Here is a 20,231-nt window from a genome sequence, read left to right as displayed (position 1 = left end):
TGAACATGAAGCAGGGCGTTTTACTTTTGTCAAAGGTATAGCTGTCAGGTATAGCCAGTCTAGCTTAGTTCTGTACTTTCAGCAGTTTGTGCACCGATTTCTTACCGCCCTGCTCTACCTGCATGTAGTATATACCGGCAGGCAGACGCTGTAACCTTAGCTGCTCTTGGTGGCTATGCTGATGCTTCAGGAAACGAACCTGCTGCAATTGGCGACCGGTCATATCCACTAGCTGCACTTGTACGGTTCCGCGGTAGTCGCCTTCCAGCTGCAGCAGGGTGGCTTCCTGCATGGGGTTCGGGTACACAGTGACACCTCTTTCAGCCAGTTCCTCTTCTGCTGACAACACCAGCCCCTGCCATGGCACCAAACCGGGCTGTGGTGTTTCGAGCTTTTTGGTGGTGTAAATGTGAAATTCGCCCGGCTGCAGTTCCATCACCTGCCCCGGGTCCGTTATGTTATTTTCTCTGCCTGTAAAGTAGTCATACCATACCCCGGCGATCGGAAAGTTAGCATTGATCGGCTGTACCTTCACATCAAAATTACCAACTATGAATACACGCATGTCCTCATGAAAAAGTGAGATGCGCTTCACATGGCCATTCAACTGGAGGTCAAAATCGTCGGTGCTGAAGGCGGGTTCATTCAGTTTCAGCTTGATCAGTTCGGCGTATACCTGGTAGAGCTTCTGGCGCTCCGGCTGCTGCTGATACTCCCAGCGGATAGGCTTTTGACCAGTACGCCCGTTCTGGTCAATCGGTACCTCATAGCCCAGCTCTCCAAACTGCCAGATCATCTTCGGCCCAGGTATGGGTAGAAAGAAAGCTGCAGCGAGTTTGGCCCGGTCAAGGGCAGTGCTCAGGGTGCGTGTGTTGTAATTGCCATTTTGGTTGCCATTGGTGAGCACGTCATGCATGATCCGCTCCTCATCATGACTTTCCATATACCCGATCAGGTATGGGTTTTCCCAGGTGCGGTTTTTATAAGAAATGCCCTGTGGATTGGCCTGCACCCCTTTGGCCATATTGCGGTAATCGTGGTTGTGATTGCCCCAGAACATCATGCCGTAATTGGAAAGCTCCTTCTCTTCCTGGTTATCGGCAAAGTGCTCCAGTATGACGTAAGCCGTTTCATCATAGCTCCTGATCTCGTCATAAATGCGCTTCCAGGTGGCTACGCGGCTGGCATCATAGGCACTCCAGGCATTTACATTCTCGCCGGTATTGGTCTGCGTAAAGCCTTTCGAAAGGTCAAAGCGGTAGCCGTCGATGTTGTACTCTTCTATCCAATGGCGGTTCACGCGCTGCACCAGGGCTTTGGTGGCTTCGCTCTCGTGGTTGAAGTCGAAGAACACACTGAAAGGATGCGTGGCCCGCTGGTTGAAGAAGGGACTGTTGGCAGCCGGCTGATTGCCGTCCCAGTACATTTTCACATAGGGGTACTCGTAATCGGCCTGGTTGAGCACAATGTCCAGTATCACAGCAATGCCCATTTCATGCGCCTTGTCAATGAAAGCTTTCAGGTCGTTCTTAGTACCATAGGCTTTGTCAGGCGCAAAAAAGAAGATCGGATTGTAGCCCCAGGAATCGTTGCCGGAGAACTCCATCACCGGCATCAGCTCAATAGCGTTTATGCCGAGTCTTTTGAGGTAAGAGAGGGTGTCGGCCAGGGTCTGGTAGTTGCGTGCCGCGATGAAGTCGCGCACGTGCAGTTCATAGATCACCAGGTTCTCAGGGTCAGGTCGCTGGAAGTCTGTCACTTTCCAGGTATAGCTTTGCTGGTTTGTCTGCAGGATCGATACGATTCCTTCCGCTCCCTCCGGATAGGCTTTTAGGTTAGGGTAAGTGCTGGCAGGTATGTACTGGTCCATGGCCGGGTCCAGTATCTTTTCAGTGTAAGGGTCAGCCACGGCCAGGGTGCCATCCACCAGGTACTGGTAAGCCACCTCCGCTCCTGCCGGCAAATTATTCAGCTCGATCCAGTAGCGGTTGCCATCAGGCGTGCGCTTCATCAGGTATTCCGGCGAGCTCTCCCAATTATTAAACTCTCCGATGGCATACACAAAGCTCTTGTGCGGCGCATACAACACCAGGGTGGCGCTGGTGGCGCTGGTATAGTTCACCCCATCCCGCATACCTGCCGGTAGCGCTGCGACCGTTGGTTGTGGCTTCACACGGAAGGTAAAGCTTTCTGTGGCTGTGGCGTCACCCAGATTTGCTTCTACGGTTACAGTGCGCTGCACACCCGCCTGATTGCCCGCACTGATGCTGGTCTGCACTTCGTCGGCATCGCTGGCGCTGTATACAATCGTATTGTCGAGCTTTACCGTTACACTGGCTTTCGACGATATGACAGCCCGCACAGGTATAGCACTGTTGGCATCTACGAAGAAGTTTCGCTGCTCAGGTTCGCGCAAGGCTATCTGCAGGCTTCCGTCGTAGATCTGGATGATAAAGTCTTCGGTTTGAGCGGTGCCGTTGCCGTTCTTAAGCAGTAGTCCCAGCTTATCGATGGTCTGACCAGCAGGCACTCCAAAGTAGGTTCGGGGCGTAAGTTTGATTTGCCAGCGGTCGTCACCGAGCGAGGTCATCTTGCCCGGATTGAAAGGCTGGTTAAAATTCGTTTGCCCGGCTGGCTGGTACTGAAAAGCATCGGTCGAACCCACAGTGCCCGCGCCTGACCACAGGTATACATCGTCCGTCTTTTTCAGCAGCCCGGTGGCACGGCCATCTTTGGCCTGCTTCACGTCAAAAATGAGGGTGATCTCCTGGTCGCCGTTGGGAAACTCAGGTATCGTTTGCACAGCCTGCGCCTGCACCCGCCAGGCTATACCGGACAGGAAAACAAAAAGCACCACAAAGCGGTAGAGGTATTGGTTTGCCATAAAGGGGATATTATAGATAAAAGAAATTCAGAAGTATAGCAGCAGGCACGAGACACAAAAGACAGTTCTCACATTTCCCTGAAAATATGCCTTTGCCTTGGTTTTAGTGTTATAACACTAGATAAGTTTGTATATTTTTCAGAGCTTAAAGGTATGATTTTCGATTAAATTCTAATATAATTGTTGTACTCCGTTTCAAAAACGGTGCAATCGCGCATGGACGAGCAGGAAGTTTGGGGCAGATTTAAAGCAGGAAGCGAAGACGACTTTTCGCTGCTATACCGTCATTTTGCTCCCATCATGCTGCGCTACGGCAACCGGATCACGCCTGACAAGGAGCTTATACGCGATTGTCTGCAACAGGTGTTCTTTTCGCTCTGGAAAAGCCGTGAATCCATCGGCAGCCCAGCCAATGTGCAGCATTACCTCCTCAAATCCATCCGCAACGAGATCATCAAAAGAGGCAATCGCGCCAAACAGCACGAGTCCTTGCCTGACAACTACCACTTCGAGCTGGAGGACTCCCACGAGCAGACCCTGATTCAACTGCAGACGGCTGAACTGACGCGCCAGCGGATTTCAGAGCTGCTTTCACAGCTCCCGGCCAGGCAGCGGGAAGTCATCTTTCTGAAGTACTACGCCAACCTCAAGTACGAGGAGATTGCCGCCATCATGGACATTGGGCAGGACTCCGTGTACAAGACTACCTATAAAGCCATAGCCCGCCTGCAGCAACTGTTGCACAACAGCGCCCTCCTGCTCCTAGCACTCTTCTTTTAAACCACCTATCTCGCTTGTTCACAAGCATTTAGAATTTATTTTTATTTTTTTCGCACAAGGAAGGGATAATATCCCGAATAGCAGGCTATTGTATGTAGAGCGCATCTAAACGCTGAAACTGCATCAAATAAACGCCTGACATGAACTACGCAACAGCTACTGCAACTGAACTGGCAGCTGACCATGACTTTATACAATGGGTAAAATACCCTACGCAAAAAAGCACCTTGCACTGGACTCAGATAGCGGAGCAGTATCCTGAAAAGGCTCAGGAACTAGCCGAGGCGCGTCGTTTAGTGCTGTTGCTCTCGCAGGAGCAGGCTGCTGACCACAGCTGTGATGAAGATGCAGCGCTGGTGTGGGAGCATTTGCAGAAAGCCATGCAGCAGGACCGGGAAAACGGAAATGACAGCGGTCACGTGTTCTCCCTCTGGGGCCGCAGCCGTGCAACCTGGCTGTCTGCAGCGGCTGTTATCGTCGTTTTGCTGGCTGTTACCGCCCTGTTTTTCACTCTCCAGAGGTCCGAACCGGTGACTTACGCCACTACCTATGGCGAGAAGCGAATTATCCAACTTTCTGACAAATCCGTAATAGTACTTAACGCTAATTCCAGTATAACTATTCCTGAAAAATGGAATGATGATGAACCCCGAACCGTACAGATGCGCGGCGAGGCTTTTTTCTCGGTAACACAACAGGCTAACAAACAGCAGTTTATCGTAACAACCAGCAAAGGCACTGAAATAAATGTACTGGGAACGGAATTTAACGTATACGACCGCGATCAGGAAGACCGTGTTGTACTGGCCAGCGGCAAAGTGAACTTGAGCACCACACTACATGGCGAAACAAAACAGCTGGAGATGCAACCCGGCGATCTTATAACAGTATCTGCAGCGCATGGCTTTAGCCATCGGCGTGTAGATCCGGAACTGTACACTGCCTGGCAGCATAACAAGGTATACTTCGACAACTATACCCTGCGTGAAGTAGGCACACTCGTGGAGCAACAGTATGGCTACAGAGTGGAGTTTGGCAGCCAGGCCCTCTCGGAGCAGCGTGTCACTGCTTTTCTGGATGTAAAAGGCCCGGAAGACATTGTCAACACACTGGCAGAGACCTTTGACCTGAAGGTGACCCAAAAAGAGAAAACTATATACATAAGCTCACTATAAATTAACCTCATATCTATGTCAAATAAATCTACCAAGAGACTACGATCCTTGGGTCTGGCAGTAGCGCTGTGCTGCTTCCAGGTACCGGGGACCGCTCAGGGTTATCCGGGCCCAGGTCCGAACCTTGCAGTGAACCATAACGCCGGACAGGCCCTGACGGGCAAGTCGCTCAAGGATTTGCTCAGCGAGCTGAAAGATTCGCACGGCATACAGTTCTCTTACCAGGCAAGCCTGGCCGATGACCTGCAACTGATCGTGCCGGAGCAAAAGAACGGCGTGCAGAATGTGGACGAGTTCCTGGGCACTACCCTGGCCAGCAATAACCTGGCATATAAGAAAGTAAAAGGCGTGTACATCATTTCGAAAGCACGTCCTGCCGCAGCCACCGCAACAACCGCCGTAGCCAAACCCCGCACTGAAGTGCGACAGGATGTAACTGTAAGCGGCCGTGTAGTAGACGAGAACGGCGAAACACTGCCAGGCGTAACGGTTGTGCTTAAAGGCACCACCCGCGGCACTTCTACCAACGCAAACGGCGAATTCACCCTGCCTGTGCCGGCATCTGGTGGTTCGCTTGTGTTTTCTTTCATCGGCTATACAACACAGGAAGTAGCCATCGGCAATCAGGCCACGGTGAACGTGACCATGCGCACCGACGCGCAGGCGCTGCAGGAAGTGGTTGTGGTTGGTTATGGTACCCAGCGTAAAACCGATATCTCAGGCGCTGTAACACAGGTAACTTCTGAGGATTTTGTGCAGGGCCAGATCACGACGCCTGAGCAATTGATACAAGGCAAAGTGGCCGGTGTGCAGATCACACCAAACGGCGGTGCGCCAGGTTCCGGAAGCCGTATCCGCATCCGTGGTGGTGCATCGCTTAACGCCAGCAACGATCCGCTTATCGTGATCGACGGTGTGCCGCTCGAAAATTCAGATGTATCAGGAGCTGCCAACCCACTGAGCTTCCTCAACCCGAATGATATCGAGACTTTCAACATCCTGAAAGACGCTTCCGCTACGGCCATTTACGGTTCACGTGCTTCCAACGGTGTGATCATCATCACCACCAAAAAAGGCACAGCCGGCCAAAAGCTCGGGGTTACTTTTACAACCCAGCACTCACTTTCCAAAGTGGGTAAAACGGTTGATGTACTCTCAGCCGACGAGTTCCGCAGGGTAGTGAACGAGCAGGGCACGCCTTCACAGATCGCACTGCTGGGCAATGCCAATACCGACTGGCAGGACCAGATCTACCAGACAGCCTACACTACTGACAATAACCTGAGCGTAGGGGGTTCGGTAGGCATGCTGCCTTACCGCGTGTCACTGGGCTACCTGAACCAGGACGGCGTGTTGCGCACCGGCGAATTTAAGCGTGGTTCGATCGGTGTGAACCTGAACCCGCGTTTCCTGGACGATCACCTGACTGTAAACCTGAATTACAAAGGAGCCATCACCAACAGCAAGTTCGCTGACGAAGGCGCCATCGGGGCGGCCGTGGCCATGGACCCAACGCAGCCTGTTATGTCTGGCAGCGACCAGTTTGGCGGCTACTTCCAGTGGCTGGATGCCAACGGACGCTACAACCCGCTGGCTACCCGCAACCCGGTGAGTATGCTGGAGCAGCGTGACGACCGCGGCGAAGTGAAACGCCACATTGGTAACGTGCAGCTGGACTATAAGCTCCACTTCCTGCCTGACCTGCGAGCAAACCTCAACTTGGGCTTTGACCGCTCCAACAGCAGTGGTTCTACTTTCTATCCGGCTACTTTTGCTCCGGAAGCTCCAAACAACGGCAGAAGAACGCAGTACGAGCAGGAGAAGAAAAACAGTCTGGTTGACTTCTACCTGAACTATGTGAAAGACCTGACCGGTATCAACAGCCGCATCGATGCGACAGCAGGTTACTCTTTCCAGGAGTTTGAAACGGAGATCCCTCCTTTTACACCTACTAACGCAGAAGGCGTACCAATAGAAGAGGACCCACGTCCAAGAAACGATTTCTACCGTCTGCGCTCCTACTTTGGTCGACTCAACTATGTGCTCCTTGACCGTTACATCCTGACAGCAACAGTGCGCCGCGATGGTACATCACGCTTTGGTGACGAAGTTCGTTGGGGCACCTTCCCAGCGTTAGCACTGGCCTGGAGAATAAACGAGGAAGCTTTCCTGAGAAACTCTCCGGCTGTGTCCGAACTGAAGCTTCGTTTAGGTGTAGGTGTTACAGGTCAGCAGGATATAATTGGGAGGTCAAATCAAAGAGAATACTTCCCATACCTGGCTCGTTACTCACCAAGTGACAACACAGCACAGTACCAGTTTGGCAATCAGTTTTACAACCTGCTCCGTCCAGAAGGTTACGATGCAGACTTAAAATGGGAGGAAACAACTACTTACAACGCAGGTATTGACTTTGGCTTTGCCAACAACAGAGTGAATGGTAGCCTCGACTATTTCTTCAAAGACACCCGCGACCTACTAGCCCTGATCTCTATACCTGCAGGTACCAACCTGGTGAACGAGCTGGTAACAAACGTAGGTAATCTGGAGACTAGAGGTCTGGAAGCAGCGCTGAACTATGTGGCGATCAGCACCGACAAGGTGAACTGGAGCATCGGCATCAACGGTACTTATCAGAAGCGTGAGATCACCAACCTGAGCAAGATCGAAGATCCTAACTTTGAAGGCTACCCTGTAGGCGGAATTGCCGGTGGTGTGGGTAACAACATCCAGATCAGAACGGTAGGTTACGCGCCGGATGTATTCTATGTGTACAAGCAGGTATATGACGAGCAGGGTAACCCGATCGAAGGCCTGTATGCCGACCTGAACGAAGACGGTGTGATCAGCGAAGCGGACCGCTACCGCTACAAAAAGCCGGAGCCGGATTTCTTCCTGGGCTTCAACACCAACCTGACCTACGGCAACTTCGACCTGGGCCTGGTGATGCGTGGCAGCGTGGGCAACTACATGTATAACAACGTGTACTCGAACAACGGCGCTTACCGTTCCTTCATGTTCCCGGGCTACCTGACCAACGTGTCGCCAAACGTACTGGAGACTAACTTCATGAACTACCAGCTGTTCTCCGACTACTACATGGAGAACGCTTCGTTCCTGCGCATGGAGAACATCAACTTTGGTTACAACGTGGGCCGCATCTTCAACGAGAAAGCGAATCTGCGACTGAACGCCAACATCCAGAACCTGTTCGTGATCACCAAATACAACGGTCTTGATCCTGAGATTGCCAGCGGTATAGACAATAACTTCTACCCTAGGCCGCGTGTTTATACCTTAGGTCTGACTGTTAATCTTTAATTCATCCAACCATGAAAACTCTGAATTTCAGAAACATAAGAAACATAGCACTGGCAGGCGTCCTTTCCCTGTCTGCTGCTTCCTGCGACCACAGTCTGGACATAGAGCCGAAGTACGATGTAGTATCGGCTAACGTGTATCGTGACTTCGCCAACTACAAGAGCATCCTGGCCAAAATGTATGCCGGCTACGCGGTGACAGGTCAGCAGGGCCCTGCTGGTCGTCCTGACATCAGCGGTATCGACGAGGGCTTCTCCAACTACCTGCGCCAGTACTGGCAGGCCCAGGAGCTGTCGACTGACGAGGCGATCATTGCCTGGAACGACGGTACCCTGCGCGACCTGCATGACATGGACTGGACACCGGCCAACGAATTCCTGCGCGCACTTTACAACCGTATTTTCTACCAGGTATCGCTTACAAACGAGTTTATCCGCGAGACACAGGATGCCCAGCTAAGCGAGCGTGGCATCACAGGTGCGAACCTGGAAGAAGCCAGACGCTACCGTGCTGAAGCCCGCTTCCTGCGCGCTCTGAGCTATTGGCATGCGCTCGACCTGTATGGCAACGTGCCTTTCGTGACTGAGCAGGACCGTGTAGGTTCTTTCTTCCCGGAGCAGACGACACGCGCCGACCTGTTCAGCTATGTGGAGAGCGAGCTGCTGGCCATTGAGAGTGAACTGGGCGAACCCGGATTTGAATACGGCAGAGCTGACAAGGCAGCAGCCTGGACGCTGCTTGCCAAGCTATACCTGAATGCGGAGGTTTACACCGGCCAGGGCCGTTACGCAGATGCTGTAACCTACTCCCGCCGCGTGATCGACTCTGGTCGCTACCAACTGGAGGCAGAATACGGCAACCTGTTCCTTGCTGACAACCATACCTCAAGCGAGATCATTTTCCCGATCACGTTTGACGGTCTGCGCACCACAACCTGGGGCGGTATGACTTACCTGGTACATGCGCCAGTCGGCGGCAACATGAATGCAGCTGCTTTTGGCATCAACGGTGGCTGGGGTGGTCTGCGCACGACCAAGAACATTGTCGAGCTCTTCCCGAGCACCAATGCCACACCGGATGAGCGCGCCATGTTCCATACCGACGGACAGAACCTGGAGATCGCTGACATTTTCACTTTCACAGACGGCTACCCGATCACGAAATTCAAAAACGTGAACAGAGCAGGTCAGGCAGGTTCTGACCCGAGTGGCAACCACCCGGACACTGACTTCCCAATGTTCCGCCTGGCTGATGTATACCTGATGTATGCTGAGGCTGTGCTACGTGGCGGCGGTGGTTCTGCAGCTGACGCACTTGACTACGTAAACCAACTGCGTCGCCGTGCCTATACAGATGCAACTGGCAATGTGCGAGGCAACGGTGGTGCGATCAGCCAGGGACAGTTGACGCTGGACTTCATTATCAACGAGCGTGCCCGTGAATTGAAATGGGAAGGTCACCGCAGAACAGACCTGATCCGCTTCAACAGATTCACGTCGGCTACTTATGTGTGGCCATGGAAAGGTGCCGTTCCGGAAGGAAGAGGTGTGGAGGAATTCCGCCGACTGTACCCAATCCCAAGCACGGACCTGACCGCCAACCCGAACCTGACACAGAACCCGGGCTATACACGATAATCTGAACAGACCGGAAGCTGGTCTCTAATGGGGTCAGCTTCCGGATAGATACATCACATTTTGAAATCATCAAATATGAAAAGCACGATAAATAAATTATTTACCCTGTGCCTTATGTCGCTGGTGCTGTTCTCTTGCGAGAAAGACGAAGAGCGGCTGGTACTGCGCCCTGGTGCTGCTCCTACCCTTGCTGCCACTGAAAACAGTGTGGAGTTGACAGCAGAAACAAAAGGGGAAGATGCGATAACCATGAACTGGACAGCCGCTGATTACGGCTATCAGGCAGCTGTTACCTATACCTTGCAGTTTATTGCAGAAGGTGGTGACTTTGAAGAAGCCAGAGAAATAGAAGCAACATCTGGCACAACGAGCAGAACCTTGACCGTAGCGGAGTTGAACACCCTGGCCACGCAGCTGGGCCTGGCGCCAAACAACGAAGGCACCATACAGGCACGTGTCCGATCTTCTGTGGCAGAGAGTGTAACACCAGCTTATTCCAACGTAGTTTCTTTCAACGTAACGCCGTTCCTCGACATCATCGAGTATGTATCGCTGTGGGTACCGGGCAGCCACCAGGGCTGGAACCCAGGCGAGGCACCAAAGGTATCATCTGTGAATGATAATGGTGTGTATGAAGGTTATGTGAACTTCCCGGAGGCTCAGACAAACTTTAAGTTTACGCCTGAGCCTAACTGGGACAATGACTTCGGCGGCACCAGCAGCGGCAACAAAGGAACACTGACAGAAAAAGGGGACAATTTAGTAGTGAACGGCACGGGCTACTACCTACTCAAGGCCAATACCAACCAGATGACTTGGGAAGCCATCAGAACGACCTGGGGTGTAATTGGGGATGCGACTGCAGGTGGCTGGGATTCTGACCAGGACCTGTCATACAATGCCACGGAGCAGGTATGGAAAGGAACCTTAAAACTGTCTGTTGGCGAGATCAAGTTCAGAGCTAACGATGCCTGGGATATAAACTTAGGTGACGACAATGCTGACGCTAGCCTGGAGTATGGCGCGGCCAACATCAAGATAGAGGAAGCCGGAGATTATGAAGTAGTGCTCAATCTGGCGAATCCGGGTAACTACACCTACTCCCTGACCAAACTTTAAGATGCCAGGATCGCGCAAAAACTTTATAGAAGCATACTGCTGCGAACTGCATTTTTAAATTAAGCAAACCCGGCAGGCTGTCTCGCTTGGCCGGGTTTGCTATATAAAGACCTTTTGTTTTCAACCTTTCAGCAAAAATCTCCCTATGAAGATTTTCTACAAAGCGCTGGCTGCCCTCCTGCTGACCACGGCGCTATACCTGCCATCGTATGCGCAGAACAGCCCGATCAGAGAAGTCGGCTCCGTGAACAATGTCAACATCTCCGGACAGAAAGTAAGCCTGACCACCGACCGGAATAACCACGTGGAAGTGACGGTCTATACCCCAACCGTGGTGCGCGTGCGCATGGACAAGCAGCCGCTTGGCAAAGACTTTTCCTACGCCGTGGTTACGCAGCCGCAGCAAACCAAGGTGAACATCACGCAGAATGATAAAGAGGTTACCATCCTGACGGACTCCCTGCAGGCGCGCATCACCAAGAACCCCTTCTCGGTAGCTTTCCTGACCCGCGATGGCAAAGTGATCAACCAGGATGAGGAAGGCCTGACCACCTCCTGGATCGGCGAGGAAGTGACCACCTACAAAAAGATGCAGAAAGGTGAGCGCTTCATCGGCTTAGGTGAAAAAACCGGCGGACTCGACCGCCGTGGCAGCGGCTATACCAACTGGAACACCGACGCCTACGCCTATACCACCAATCAGGATCCGCTGTATACCACTTTTCCTTTTTACATCGGGATACACAACGGTCTCAATTACGGCATCTTCTTCGATAACAGCTACCAGAGTGATTTCAACTTCGGCGCCAGCAACGACCGCTTCTCCTCCTTCGGGGCACAGGGCGGCGAGATGGATTACTACTTCTTCTACCACACCAAACTGGCCGACATCATCGGGAGCTATACCTTCCTGACCGGCCGTATGGAACTGCCGCCGCTCTGGAGTCTGGGTTACCAGCAGAACCGCTATTCCTACTATCCGGAGACGGAGGTTTTCCGCATTGCGCAAACCCTGCGTGAGAAGCGTATACCTGCCGACGGCATCACGCTAGACATCCACTACATGGATGCCTACAAACTCTTCACCTGGGATAAATCGCGCTTCCCGGATCCGGCTACTATGAACAAAAAGCTCAAGGATATGGGCTTTAGAACCACTGTGATCGTGGACCCGGGCATCAAGATCGAAGAAGGCTACGGCGCCTATGAACGTGGTGTGAAAGACGATGTGTTCCTGAAGTACCCGGATGGTAAATACTACGCCGGCGAGGTATGGCCGGGCTGGACGCACTTCCCTGATTTCACGAGCGAGAAAGGCCGTGAGTGGTGGAAAAAAGAGATCAAGTTCTTTGCCGACACCAACGTGGACGGCTTCTGGAACGACATGAACGAGATCGCCACATGGGGTCAGAAAATGCCGAACAACGTGCTCTTTAATTTCGAGGGCAACATCACTACCCACAAAGAGGGTCGCAACGTGTATGGGCTGCAGATGGCCCGCGCCAGCTACGAAGGTGCCCGCCAGCACATGCCCAACAAGCGTCCGTTTATCCTCTCCCGTGCCGGCTATTCCGGTTCGCAGCGCTACTCCGCCATCTGGACCGGTGACAACCGCGCCGAAGATAGTCACATGCTCTTAGGTATCCGTTTGCTTAATAGCCTCGGCGTAACAGGTGTTTCCTTCTCTGCGATGGACATCGGCGGCTTCACGGGTAACGCGCCGGTAGGTCTTTTTGCCCGCTGGATTCAGCTGGGGGCTTTCACCCCTTATTTCCGTAACCACACCGGCGTGAACACCCGCTCGGCCGAGCCTTGGGCCTTTGGCGAAGAGGTGACTGAGATCGCCCGCAATTTCATTAACCTGCGCTACCGCCTGATGCCGTACATCTACTCTAATATGTACGAGTCCACCCAGTCCGGACACCCGCTCATGCGCACACTGGCCATCGACTATACCCACGACGACAAGGTATACAATGGCGAGTTTGACTCGCAGTTCCAGTTCGGTAAGGCCTTCCTGATCATGCCCTTTGAGAGCACGAAGAACTACGGCAAGGTATACTTCCCGCGCGGCAAGTGGTACGACCTCTGGACCGGCGAAGTGAAGCAGGGTAATCGCGAGGAGATGATCGGAGTGCAGTACAACAGATTGCCGATCTACGTGAAAGAAAGCAGCATCATACCGATGCAGTCGCTGGTGCAGCACACCGGTGAGATGCCGACTGACACGCTGACCATACACGTATACCACGGCGATGTGGCCAACAGCTTTGTGTACTACGAAGACGACGGCGAGAGCTACGACTACCAGAAAGGCGCATTTTACAAGCGCACCATCACCTACGACCCACGCCGCAAAACAATCACTTTCGGCGATGTGGAAGGTAACTTTAAAACGAAGTTCAACCACGTGAAAGTGATGCTGCACGGCTTTGACGCCAAGACCCGCTTCAGGTTCAACAACAAAAGAACTGATATAAGAGAAGACTTCGCTTCGTTCATCGACCCTGTTTCCCGCTTCGATCCGCAAGGCACGGCTAATCCGCAGATTGGATATAAGGTGCGCAGCATGGTCGTGCGGAATGATAATGGAAGATTTACAGTGGTTTATTAATTGTCTGAATCAGGATTTACAGGATTCAAAGATTAACAGGATTTTCGCCTGAAGATTACCTCCTCCCAGCCCCCTCCTAACAAAAGGAGGGGGAGTCCAAACTCTACTGCCCTCGCTCGCGTCCCGCGAGTGTGAGCTATCATGCGGACTCCGGCCGCTGTAATGTGTGCCTCTGGCACAGGTGGCGGGACGCCACCAAATAACTCACACTCGCGGGACGCGAGCGAGGGTATAAAAAAAACATAACCAAACTAATCATTCCAACCCCCTTCCCTTTACTTAAAGGAGAGCTGGGGTAGGTTTAAACAACAATCAACCATGAAAAAACTAAACCTGCATCACCTGCTGCTTATACCTGCGCTATACCTGGCGACGGGTTGCAGCTCCACAAACCAACCTGAAAGTCAGCCCGTTGCTACCGCGAATGAATGGCCAAACGGTGTGAGCTACGAGATCTTTGTCCAGTCCTTCTGCGACTCTGACAACGACGGAATCGGCGACATCAAAGGCATGACCTCCAAACTCGATTACCTGGCAGAGCTAGGTATAGAAGGCATTTGGCTGATGCCGATGAGCCCATCTCCTACCTACCACAAATACGACGTGACCGACTATACCGGCATCCACCCGGACTATGGCACCATGGAAGATTTCAAAACCTTTCTGGAGGAGGCGCACAAACGTAATATTAAGGTCGTAATCGACTTTGTGGTGAACCATTCCAGCAACCAACACCCCTGGTTTGTAGAAGCTGCCAAAGACGAGAAAAGTCCTTATCGCGACTACTACGTGTGGGCGCATAAGGACGACCCGCAGACCAAAGGCGAAGGCAAGACCACTGGTGATGACTCCCACAACGTGCACCAGTGGCACGAGGTGAAAGGCAGTGACTACAAATACTTCGGTTACTTCTGGGGTGGCATGCCCGACCTTAACTTCGACAATCCGAAGGTGCGTGAGGAGGTATACAAGATCGGTCGCTACTGGCTGGAGGAAGTGGGCGTGGACGGCTTTAGACTTGATGCGGCCCGCCACATTTTCCCGGATGACAGACCAGCGGATAATCATGCTTTTTGGGAGGAATTCAGAGCCGAGATGCAGAAGGTAAAGCCGGATGTATACCTGGTGGGTGAGGTATGGGCTGAGGCTGATGTTGTGGCCCCTTATACCAAAGGCCTCCCTGCTCTCTTCAACTTTGAGATGAGCTGGAAAATACTCGACGCCCTGAAAACAGGAAACGGCGACTCGCTGGCTATCCACCACGACCGCATCATCAATACCTATCAGCAAGTGAATCCGAATTTTGTAGACGCCACCATCCTGAGCAATCACGACCAGAACCGCATTATGAGCGAGGTAAACGGCGATTTGAACAAGGCCAAGGTAGCAGCGGCGTTGCTATTTACATTGCCGGGCGCTCCCTATGTGTACTACGGTGAGGAGATCGGGATGCAGGGCAAAAAGCCGGACGAGCAGATACGGGAGCCTTTCCTGTGGGATACAAAAGCAAACGACGATTGCCGCGCTACCTGGGTAACGCCTGAGTACAGTACCGAGCAGAACGTTAGGCCTATGGCGCAGCAGGCGCAAGATCCGAACTCACTCCTGAACCACTACAAAGCCTACATCCAATTGCGTAACAGCAGTAATGCGCTGACACGTGGCGAACTCGAACCCGTGGATATGCAAAACAGGGCAGTGAGCGCTTTTCTGCGCACAATGGCCGATGAGTCGGTGCTTGTGTTGCATAACTTATCTGGTAATACCACGAGCGTTACCCTACCTGCCAACCTGCAGGAGCATAGTAAACTGGTACATCAGCACAACGCTGCGAAATTAAATGGCAGCACAGTACAACTACCTGCATACAGCTCTATCATTCTCACCAAATAAAAGACGAACAGGAAAAAGAATATGCAAAAATATAACGGCCGCCGTACCTTACTGATGCTAGCTCTTCTCGGAAGCCTGAGTACCGCCTGCCTGATGGGCTGCTCTGGCAACGACAGCCAGACAGAGCAAACCACAAGTACAGCAGAAACAAGCACGATGGAAATAAAATCAGAACCCTTTGGCACCGCCCCCGACGGGCAGGAAGTGCAGCTCTATACCCTGACCAACGATAGTGGCATGATCGTAAAGATCACCAATTACGGGGCGATCGTCACCTCGATTCAGACGCCGGATCGCGAAGGCAACCTGGGTGAAGTGGCGCTCGGTTTTGACAATGTGGATGGTTACGTACCCAACGATCCGCATTTTGGTGGCATTGTGGGGCGCTACGCCAACCGAATTGCCAAGGGGAAGTTTACGCTGGACGGGCAGGAATATACCCTGGCTACTAACAATGCGCCCAACCACCTGCATGGCGGCATTACCGGTTTCGACAGGGTAGTATGGCAGGCTGAGCCTTTGCAACGGCAAAACGCGATCCGGCTGACCTACGTGAGCAAGGACGGTGAAGAAGGTTACCCGGGCAACCTGACCGTGGTGGTGACCTATACCCTGACAGGCTTTAACGCCCTAAAGATCGACTACGAAGCTACGACCGACAAAGCCACGCCGGTTAACCTGACCAACCACAGCTATTTCAACCTGAGTGCGGGTAAGGAAAAGGACATCCTCAACCACATCGTTACGATCAACGCAGACCAGTTCACAGCGACTGACGAGACGCTTATACCTACCGGTGAGTTGGCTCCGGTGAAAGGCACGCCCTACGACTTCACCACGCCAACCCGTGTTGGTGAGCGCATCGACAATTTGCAAGGCTACGGCTATGATCTGAACTACGTGGTGCGCAACGGAGGCGAAAAACTGGTGCATGCCGCAACGGTAGAAGAACCTACCACAGGCCGTGTAATGGAAGTACATACTACCCAGCCCGGCATCCAGTTCTACACTGCTTTCCACCTGGACGGCACTCTGACCGGCCACAACAACACGACCTACAACCGCTACGCCGGCCTCTGCCTCGAAGCCCAGCACTTCCCCGATTCCCCGAATCAGGAGAGATTCCCTTCAAGTATCATCCGGCCCGGTGAGAAATACAGCGAAACAACGGTGTATAAGTTTGGGGTGAAGGAGTAGTCAGAATCTTTATATAGGGCCCCTACCCCAAGGATTTACAGGATTAAGACAGATTTTCAGGATTGATAATGTCGGTGTTCACGATTGTCATCCCTCTGCCCCTCTCAAGAGGGGATTTGCTGTTGCTGCCATTTCAAGGTATAAGCGTTGTGGTTTCTGTAGTTATTTTACTATACCGGGTCAAACCACCCCTGCCCCTCCTGGGGGTAGGGGCCCTCTATAAAAGCCAAAGAGGGGAGTTTCAGTAACTGCCACTTTTCAGGTATAAGCATAGTTGCTCCTGACACGGCCCACTGACACGCATTGAAAAGGTAACTTACACTTAGGCTATGAAACAGATCACCTGAGCCAGGTGCACAGCCAACGATTTTGTGTCTGAGCGGTCAGCGAGTTTAAAATCGTCTTGATTTTTTTGCCTACTTTTTTCATCAAGGAAAAAAGTAGGTGCCCGCCGCACAGGCGAAGCTATAACACATTAAAGTTAGCCATGAACAATTACACTTACATAAATATCTTAGGCTTAGCAGTCCTACTAACTGCAAGCGCCTGCAAAACGCAACCGCACACAGGCACGACCACCAAAACGGTCAGTACCGAAAAGGCAATCTGGCAATCCCAAGCATACAGCATCTACCCTGACCGCGTGATCCAAGGTGATCATGTAGCAAAGGCGCTCTCCCCTACCGAGATCACCTCAAGCTACCAGAGCCCTGCAAACGAGTTCCAGTCGCCGGAGGTGCTCTTTAAGTTCAGCATCAACAGCAAGGACAATGAGATGCCGCCGGGTATGGACCACCAGTTCATCTGCCTTGCTGAAGAAGGCGGGAGCTGTGAAACGCCGATCATCAAATTCGGGCAGCAGCTCAAGGCTACTGAGCCGGCACCTGCCAAGGCATTTCTGCCACCGAATACACCGCTGACGGTGCGGGTGGACATGCGCGAAGTGCTGCAGGCCTTTGAGAAGCAGGGATTCTACACCGCCTACAATGGCAGCAAGGTATACAAAGATGATTTCAAGGGCGTTTACATCGCCGGTAATTCCTCTCCCCTTTCGTGGGACTTCGACAATCTGGCAAGTCGGGAGGGGATGGAACTGGAGGATCCGGACGGTGACGGCATTTATGAAGTGACGCTCACTATGAATGCCCACCGCGAAGAGAAGTTCACGGCCTCGCACTGGAAATTGAGTCTGCCGATTGACAAATACCCGCAGTACAAATCCGACTACGTACTGACCGACGCACTCTACAACATGACGCTGGAGGAAGTGGTGAAGAACATTGAAGAGGATGGCACTTTCCGTACCGGTAAAGAATGGGCCGGTGTGTGGACCCGCGACATCAGCTACAGCTTGATACTGGGTTTGGCGGCCATTGAGCCGGAGATAGCCCGCAAAAGTCTGATGCGTAAAGTGAAGAACCAGCGCATCATCCAGGATACCGGCACGGGCGGTGCTTACCCTGTTTCGACCGACCGCATCGTTTGGGCCACGGCAGCCTGGGAAATCTACACTGTTACCGGAGACCAGAACTGGTTGCGGGAGGCCTATGAGATCATCCGCAATTCGATGGAAGACGATTTGCTCAACGCCTTCGACCAGAACACGAACCTGATGCGCGGCGAATCCTCTTTCCTGGATTGGCGCGAGCAGACCTACCCGAAATGGATGCAGCCTGCCGATATCTACGCTTCGCAAAATCTCGGTACCAACGCCGTGCATTATCAGGCCAATGTGCTGCTGAGCCAGATGGCGACCATGCTTCAAGACAAGCAGGCCGCTGACAGGTATAGCCAACTGGCCGAGCGCATCAAGCAAGGTATAAACCAGCAGTTATGGCAGGAAGACAAAGGCTATTATGGACAGTACCTGTACGGCCGCAACTACTTGCCGCTGTCGCCAAGAGCCGAGGCATTAGGTGAGGCACTCACAGTTCTGTTTGGCATAGCTGATACGGACAGAGCAAAAAGAGTTGTGGCCAACACCCCGGTTTATGACTTCGGTGTACCAAGCATTTTCCCGCAAATCCCGAACATTCCGCCTTATCACAACAACGGCATCTGGCCTTTTGTGCAGGCCTACTGGACCCTGGCCGCTGCCAAAACCGGCAATGAAACCGCTACCGTGGAGAGCTTAAATGCCATCTACCGGCCTGCTGCTCTGTTCCTGACTAACAAGGAAAACTTTGTAGCCAGCAACGGCGACTATGCGGGCACGCAGGTTAATTCCGACCGCCAATTGTGGAGTGTGGCAGGCTACCTGGGCATGACCTACAAACTGCTTTTCGGCATGGATTTTCAGGCAGATCAGCTGGTATTCAAACCTTTTGTACCGGAGAGTTATAAAGGCAATCGAAGCCTGACCAATTTCAGGTATAGAAATGCCGTGCTTGACATCCAAATGGAGGGCTTCGGCAACAGCATCCGCAGCATCACACTGGACGGACAGCCACTGGAAGGCGCTGCTATACCTGCAAGCCTAAGCGGTCAGCATAAAGTGCAGATCGTGCTTGCTGATGAAATAAGCGGTAAAGGTAGCCAGAACAAAGTAGCCCATCATGTAACACCTGTCGCTCCCACAGCTACGTTTGCCAATGGCAGGTATAGCTGGCAGACTGTAGAAGGCGCGGTGAATTACACCGTGCTCAAAAACGGTAAGCCGCTGCAGCAAACCACTGAAACAGGTATAGCGGTTAAGCCAGATGGCTATGCTGAGTACCAGGTGATCGCAACGGACGCAGCAGGCTTTGGCTCTTTTGCCAGCGAGCCGGTGGCGGTATACCCTGCCGCACTGGAACAGGTATACGAAGCCGAGGCAACAGCTACGCCAGCCAAACAACCTTACAAAGGCTTTACAGGCAAGGGCTTTGTTGAAGTGAGCAAAAAGGCAAACACGACCATCACCTTCAAAGTAAATGCGCCTCAGGCAGGCTTGTACGCCATAGACTTCCGCTATGCCAACGGCAATGGCCCGATCAACACCGACAACAAAGCAGCCATCCGCGCCCTGCGTAAAGGCAAAGAAATGGCCGGCACCATCGTGCTGCCGCAGCGAGGCATCGGCGAGTGGAGCGACTGGGGCTATACCAACAAGGTATGGGTGCAGCTCGAGAAAGGCTCCCACCAGCTGTCACTTACCTTTGAGCCACAAAACGAGAACATGAACGGTGAAGTGAACCAGGCCATGGTCGACCACCTGCGCCTGATCCGGGTGCAATAGCTCGAAATATCCTCACTTATTAAAGCCCCGTCTGCCATGTGCAGGCGGGGCTTTTTTCGTATAAGCTGCACCTTATTTTCAAACAGCCAGTATAGCCTATACCTTTAAATTCAAACGATGACACAAAGAGAAGTAACAAGCACAGACAACACCACCTGGACCTGCGTGCAGACTTACAGCAGTTTAGCCAAAGAAGACGCAGAAAGAGCCGCAGAAATCACAGCGGGTGACAACGACGAAGTGACTGTGGTCTGCACCCCAAGCGGTGGTGCCCAGACGGTGCGGCTGCAACTGACCAGGGACTGGATGGAAACTGTATCGGATGAAGAGCTGGTGAAGCAGATCGAGACTGCGCAGGTATAAATTGCAGCTGGGCATATCTGCTAAATCAGCA

At 52.6% G+C, this 20,231-nt stretch carries 11 protein-coding genes; 10 read left to right on the top strand and 1 reads right to left on the bottom strand.

What is annotated here, in order from left to right:
* Nucleotides 1-64: 64 nt before the first annotated feature.
* The gene (locus BW972_RS14750; protein ID WP_200805486.1) at nt 65-2,884 is read right to left on the bottom strand and encodes a DUF4961 domain-containing protein; all 2,820 of its coding nucleotides are present in this window, start codon (nt 2,882-2,884) and stop codon (nt 65-67) included.
* Nucleotides 2,885-3,100: 216 nt separating this feature from the next.
* On the opposite strand from BW972_RS14750, the gene BW972_RS14745 reads away from it, so the two are divergent.
* The 10 genes from BW972_RS14745 (at nt 3,101) to BW972_RS14700 (ending at nt 20,200) form a co-directional block, all read left to right on the top strand.
* The gene (locus BW972_RS14745; RefSeq protein ID WP_076422677.1) at nt 3,101-3,664 is read left to right on the top strand and encodes an RNA polymerase sigma factor; all 564 of its coding nucleotides are present in this window, start codon (nt 3,101-3,103) and stop codon (nt 3,662-3,664) included.
* Between the two features lie 140 nt (nt 3,665-3,804).
* Nucleotides 3,805-4,839, top strand: a complete 1,035-nt coding sequence (locus BW972_RS14740) for a FecR domain-containing protein (RefSeq protein WP_076422676.1) — start codon at nt 3,805-3,807, stop codon at nt 4,837-4,839.
* A gap of 15 nt (nt 4,840-4,854) precedes the next feature.
* Nucleotides 4,855-8,160 carry a SusC/RagA family TonB-linked outer membrane protein gene (locus BW972_RS14735; RefSeq protein WP_083674193.1) on the top strand — a complete coding sequence of 1,102 codons (3,306 nt, stop codon included), beginning with the start codon at nt 4,855-4,857 and terminating at the stop codon, nt 8,158-8,160.
* Between the two features lie 11 nt (nt 8,161-8,171).
* Entirely contained in the window at nt 8,172-9,797 is a 1,626-nt protein-coding gene (locus BW972_RS14730) for a RagB/SusD family nutrient uptake outer membrane protein (protein WP_007658301.1), read from the top strand.
* Nucleotides 9,798-9,911: 114 nt separating this feature from the next.
* Nucleotides 9,912-10,916 (top strand): SusE domain-containing protein, encoded by a 1,005-nt coding sequence (locus BW972_RS14725; protein WP_159439862.1) that lies wholly within the window; start codon nt 9,912-9,914, stop codon nt 10,914-10,916.
* Between the two features lie 145 nt (nt 10,917-11,061).
* Nucleotides 11,062-13,530, top strand: a complete 2,469-nt coding sequence (locus BW972_RS14720) for a glycoside hydrolase family 31 protein (RefSeq protein WP_076422673.1) — start codon at nt 11,062-11,064, stop codon at nt 13,528-13,530.
* A gap of 318 nt (nt 13,531-13,848) precedes the next feature.
* Nucleotides 13,849-15,423, top strand: coding sequence for an alpha-amylase family glycosyl hydrolase (locus BW972_RS14715; protein WP_076422672.1), 1,575 nt, complete (start codon nt 13,849-13,851; stop codon nt 15,421-15,423).
* 21 nt (nt 15,424-15,444) lie between these two features.
* On the top strand, nt 15,445-16,620 hold the full coding sequence (locus tag BW972_RS14710) for an aldose epimerase family protein (RefSeq protein WP_083674192.1): 1,176 nt from the start codon (nt 15,445-15,447) through the stop codon (nt 16,618-16,620).
* Nucleotides 16,621-17,107: 487 nt separating this feature from the next.
* Entirely contained in the window at nt 17,108-19,837 is a 2,730-nt protein-coding gene (locus tag BW972_RS14705; protein ID WP_076422671.1) for an alpha-L-rhamnosidase-related protein, read from the top strand.
* A gap of 117 nt (nt 19,838-19,954) precedes the next feature.
* Nucleotides 19,955-20,200: a hypothetical protein gene (locus BW972_RS14700; protein WP_007659325.1), complete on the top strand. Its 246-nt coding sequence runs from the start codon at nt 19,955-19,957 to the stop codon at nt 20,198-20,200.
* The last annotated feature ends 31 nt before the right edge of the window (nt 20,201-20,231 follow it).

The sequence above is a fragment of the Pontibacter lucknowensis genome, from assembly GCF_900156415.1.
Lineage (GTDB): Bacteria > Bacteroidota > Bacteroidia > Cytophagales > Hymenobacteraceae > Pontibacter > Pontibacter lucknowensis.
Note: the sequence above shows the minus strand (reverse complement) of the source record. Positions and strands in the feature narration are given on the sequence as shown.

Coding starts and splice junctions, on each gene's coding strand:
- BW972_RS14750 (WP_200805486.1), bottom strand. CDS start 2,884: ATGGCAAACCAATACCTCTACCGCTTTGTGGTGCTTTTTGTTTTCCTG.
- BW972_RS14745 (WP_076422677.1), top strand. CDS start 3,101: ATGGACGAGCAGGAAGTTTGGGGCAGATTTAAAGCAGGAAGCGAAGAC.
- BW972_RS14740 (WP_076422676.1), top strand. CDS start 3,805: ATGAACTACGCAACAGCTACTGCAACTGAACTGGCAGCTGACCATGAC.
- BW972_RS14735 (WP_083674193.1), top strand. CDS start 4,855: ATGTCAAATAAATCTACCAAGAGACTACGATCCTTGGGTCTGGCAGTA.
- BW972_RS14730 (WP_007658301.1), top strand. CDS start 8,172: ATGAAAACTCTGAATTTCAGAAACATAAGAAACATAGCACTGGCAGGC.
- BW972_RS14725 (WP_159439862.1), top strand. CDS start 9,912: ATGTCGCTGGTGCTGTTCTCTTGCGAGAAAGACGAAGAGCGGCTGGTA.
- BW972_RS14720 (WP_076422673.1), top strand. CDS start 11,062: ATGAAGATTTTCTACAAAGCGCTGGCTGCCCTCCTGCTGACCACGGCG.
- BW972_RS14715 (WP_076422672.1), top strand. CDS start 13,849: ATGAAAAAACTAAACCTGCATCACCTGCTGCTTATACCTGCGCTATAC.
- BW972_RS14710 (WP_083674192.1), top strand. CDS start 15,445: ATGCAAAAATATAACGGCCGCCGTACCTTACTGATGCTAGCTCTTCTC.
- BW972_RS14705 (WP_076422671.1), top strand. CDS start 17,108: ATGAACAATTACACTTACATAAATATCTTAGGCTTAGCAGTCCTACTA.
- BW972_RS14700 (WP_007659325.1), top strand. CDS start 19,955: ATGACACAAAGAGAAGTAACAAGCACAGACAACACCACCTGGACCTGC.